We start from the raw sequence: 4,138 nt of genomic DNA, 5'->3' as shown, positions 1-4,138 counted from the left end.
CAGTGGTAGTAATGGATAATTTATCCGCACATAAACTAGATTCAATTGTGCCAATGATTGAAGCTGTAGATGCGAAAGTTATTTGTTTATCCTCATACTCTCCCGATTTTAATCCAATTGAATTATGGTGGTCACAACTTAAATCTTTTTTACGCCGTTTTGCTCCAACTACAACAGAAATGGTTGATAAACTAATTTCAGTTGCACTTGACTTAATAAATCCTAAACATTTAAGAAACTGGTTTGCTAGTTGCTGCTACTGTACCTCATAACAGCCGTAAATGCTGTAATTGAAAATAACTTTCGGGAGTTGCAGAACAGATATGAGTACCTTAAGAATATTAAATTTGGAGAATTCAAGAATTAAAATTAGCCGCTACGATCGCATTCCCTCAGTAAAGTGTCATACAACACACACTAGCAGTCTAGGTTAAGCCGATGAAGAGTTTGGGCAATCGCTAACCTCTAATATCTAATAGTTGCGAATCAGTCAAATTATAATGAAAAGCCTGTTTGAGATTATCATCCGCAAACAGACTTGACTTTTTTGGGGTTTTAATTAAGCTTGCTCCCAAAGCTCGCGCACATAGTCGGGCAGCCAGCTAGCAATTTCTTGAATCCGCTCTTCGGAAAGTTCCTCTTTGGTGGCAGAAAATACCGCTTTAACTGCTTGCTCTCGCTCGACTGAGCGTGGCATTCCGCTTTCATTCGCAACTCGGAACAGGAAGCGATCGGAATCAATCTTGAAGATGCCAGGGCCTTGCCAAGGTGGACGAATCCGGCTCAAAAATCCCACAATTGGATTGGTGTCTCTCCAGAGATCGGCTACTTCAAATTGAAGTGCTTTTTCGTCTGTAGGTACAGCCTCTTTATGCAGTTCTGACTCGACGCGATCGCTTGCTTCTGTTGTCATTAAATCGCGGAGGACGCGAAATACAACTTCAGTAAAGTCTCTGGCATCATACAAATCTGCAAATCCAGCATCAACCTGGACTTTTTCTAGAAACGAGCGATGTTCGTCGGCGATCGCAGTTCGATTATCTTCAATCTCCGTTGGGTCAACTTCTGGAATATTATTTCTAAATGCTTGATCGGGCATTGTTTTTCCTTGTGCTTTTTAATTTTGAGTCTTTATGCTTACCTATGTAAGGTCGCACAAATCAAAAACTCTTGGAATCTTCCAGAAGTTCGAGATACCATCTATTCAAAAGTTAGAAATATAGTAAATTAACTCAGATAACTTGCATTAATGTCTGCAAGCTAGTAGCATAGCGATCGCAAAAAATTTTTGGGTAATAATCTGTATCCTTACTAACTCTGCTACACACACGTAAGTGGCTTGTCCTAGGCATCACCGATCTACGTCAAAAAAAGTCAGAATAGACAAATTGAGAGCAAATTACTTGACTAAAGATGGTAAACATAACAAACATTGAAATTAAAACTACAAAAGTCAAAATACCTAACAATGGCTTAGAAATTGATGCTTACTTAGCTCAACCAGTTACCACAGAAAAGTTTGGTGCTATTATAGTTTTTCAAGAAATTTTTGGAGTTAATAGTAACATTCGAGACATCACAGAATTAATAGCTAAACAAGGATATGTAGCAATAGCACCTGCGTTGTATCAACGTATTGCTCCTGGTTTTGCACCTGACTTTAGTCCAGAAGATGTGGGATACAGTCCAGAAGCATATCGGCTAGGTTTACAATACTATCAACAGGTAAATTATCAAGAAATAATCAGCGATATTCAAGCTGCGATCGCCTACCTAAAAACTTTAACCAATGTCAAAGATGATGCGATCGGGGCGATTGGTTTTTGTTTTGGCGGTCATGTTGCATATATAGCTGCAACCTTACCCGATATTAAAGCAACAGCTTCGTTTTACGGTGGCGGGATTACCACTTCTAGTTATGGTGAAGAAACACCAACTATTAATCGCACTTCTGCAATTCAAGGTACTATTTATGCATTTTTTGGTACAAGAGATACATTAGTTTCTCAGGAGGAAAGCGAGCAAATAGAAGCCGAATTAAAGAAACATCAAATCAGTTATCGTATATTTAGATACGATGCTGGTCACGGATTCTTTGCTGGATTTTTTGTAGATAAGTACCCATTCTTAGCCCAACATCTAAGTTACAATCCACAAGCCGCTCCCGATGCTTGGCAACATGTTCTAGAACTATTTCAAAACAACTTACAGAACTAAGTGTTGCAGCGGAGGTAAATTTATCTTATTGTGCCAAAGATTACTTACCGCCGCCGAACACGACTATATACAGCAGAATTCAGAATACCGAAAAATAAAAAAATATCCCTTGCCGACCTCCACTGATGACAAGGGTTTCACAGTTGAAAGCGCGCCATTTGGGATTTGATAGATAAATTTTGGATAATTCACCAAAATTGCATAATTAGATAGAATCAGTTAATCAGTTTTTCATTAAGGATCAACCTTCTGTCTTACTTGCACCGGAAATCAGTAATACAGTTAGAATTTTGCGATCGCGCTGGAGAATATCGAATCCTCTAACCAATCCCAATCAGAAACAAACTGAATGTTTAATCCGATGTAGTCAAGAACTCTTTAATTTAACGGGTGTCATTTCTTTTAACTGCGATAGTATAGCTGAAGATGACGTAGCGTTTATGGTAGAACAGATTAAACATAAATATTTCCAACCTTATTTATATCAAGAGCTAGAAGGGTGGCATTTTGAACCGCTTAGTATTTCTATTGAGTATTTAGGGCGCTCTATTGTGCATTTCTTTGATGAGCTTCAATCTCGACAATCTCAGGCAAAAATTTCTCCAGGCGCACAACAAAAGACTCGCTAAAGCTGTGCCAATGGGAACCGTCTTTGCGTAGCGTCTCGCAGAAAAGACTGCAATGAATATCTGCATAGGTGCGTTGCGCTACAATGCACCTAGCGCTAGTAATTTGATACGATTATCAAAGAGGGCGATCGCCCACTTCAGCAGATTTGCAAAAACACTATGGCAAAGCGTAAGAAAAGCAATCTCCAGTGGATTAAAGAAACGCTTGAACTCAAAGCAGACCATCGCTGGGAATCTCCATCAGGCTACAAAATTTTTGTGGCTGACCGAGGGTCTGTTCGCTTCAATGTTCCCCAGGACTGGGTTTTTGAGCCACAAGAAAAATCGTTTAAGTTCATGGACAAAAAACCTCCCAACGATGATTGCTGCTTAGAAGTATCTTTCAATCGCCTGCCGCCCAATGACTGGAGTCTGTTTCCGCTAAAATCTACCTTGAGGAAAGTGGTAGAAGACGACAGTCGCAACGTCATAGAAAAGGGAGAAATCATTACCGTTAAACGCCAAACTGCTAGGATTGTGTGGACAGAACTGAAGTTTATTGATACTCAGGAAGAATCACGGGAAGCTTTTTCCCGAATTTGCATTGGTTTGGGGTCAAATGTCCAATGCTTGATTACATTCGAGTTTTGGGCAGATCAAGCAGAGCAGCTAATACCCCATTGGGATGAAGTGATACAGAGTCTTACATTAGGGCTTTATATCCGCGACCCAATGACTGGTTTGGCCTTCCCAGATTGAAGCATAATCATGGATATCAACATATAGCGGTTTAGGCTTGACATACCGCACATACATTATTCATAGTTCTTGATGATATTTGCGACCTAATACCCCTCTTCTGTCACTTTCCGAGTATTCTGAATAAAAGGAATAGAAGAAAAAGCTCTGGAAGGTAAGTAGAGCAATGGATGTAGAATTACAAATCCTCAAACATTTGGCAAGAGATCCTCACCCAACAGTTACGATCATAGATGAATATTGTGCAGAGTATAAAGAGCTATTTAGAGGATGTTTGAAAAGTTGATAGTTGAGTAAAAAAAGCTCTCAGGGCATAAGCTGTAAATACGTAGATACAGCACCATTGAGAGCGATGAGTAAAGTTTACCCTAGTAACCTGACCCAAGAGCAATTTGAACTGATTAGTGGGTTGATTCCACCTCGAAAACCAGGCGGTCGCAAACGCTCTGTTGATATATATTCAGTGCTCAACGCCATTTTTTATGTCTTATGTGAAGGTTGTCGATGGCGATCGCTACCAGGAGATTTTCCAAACTGGCAAACAGTTTATACTT

At 39.7% G+C, this 4,138-nt stretch carries 6 protein-coding genes; 5 read left to right on the top strand and 1 reads right to left on the bottom strand.

The features are described from left to right. On the top strand, positions 1–272 hold a 272-nt coding region (locus tag I8752_RS24440; protein ID WP_214434834.1), incomplete at its 5' end, for a transposase. Between the two features lie 287 nt (positions 273–559). On the opposite strand, the gene I8752_RS24435 is transcribed toward I8752_RS24440, so the two are convergent. Next, complete coding sequence (locus tag I8752_RS24435; protein WP_214434833.1) at positions 560–1,099, bottom strand: DUF2267 domain-containing protein; 540 nt, start codon at positions 1,097–1,099, stop codon at positions 560–562. A gap of 314 nt (positions 1,100–1,413) precedes the next feature. Between I8752_RS24435 and I8752_RS24430 the strand changes: the two genes are divergently transcribed. From I8752_RS24430 to I8752_RS24415, 4 genes are all read left to right on the top strand, one after another. Then, a complete protein-coding gene (locus tag I8752_RS24430; RefSeq protein ID WP_214434832.1) occupies positions 1,414–2,217 on the top strand; it encodes a dienelactone hydrolase family protein in 804 nt (267 codons plus the stop codon). Positions 2,218–2,507: 290 nt separating this feature from the next. Continuing rightward, positions 2,508–2,846 (top strand): hypothetical protein, encoded by a 339-nt coding sequence (locus I8752_RS24425; protein WP_214434831.1) that lies wholly within the window; start codon positions 2,508–2,510, stop codon positions 2,844–2,846. Between the two features lie 159 nt (positions 2,847–3,005). Next, positions 3,006–3,584, top strand: coding sequence for a hypothetical protein (locus I8752_RS24420; protein ID WP_214434830.1), 579 nt, complete (start codon positions 3,006–3,008; stop codon positions 3,582–3,584). A 352-nt stretch (positions 3,585–3,936) separates the two neighbouring features. Then, positions 3,937–4,138: transposase (locus tag I8752_RS24415; RefSeq protein WP_214434829.1), on the top strand; the 202-nt coding region annotated here is incomplete at its 3' end.

Origin of the sequence: Dendronalium phyllosphericum CENA369 (assembly GCF_016056275.1) — a bacterium.
In the GTDB taxonomy this organism is placed as follows: Bacteria; Cyanobacteriota; Cyanobacteriia; order Cyanobacteriales; family Nostocaceae; genus Dendronalium; species Dendronalium phyllosphericum.
This window is presented reverse-complemented; position numbering and strand designations above follow the sequence as displayed.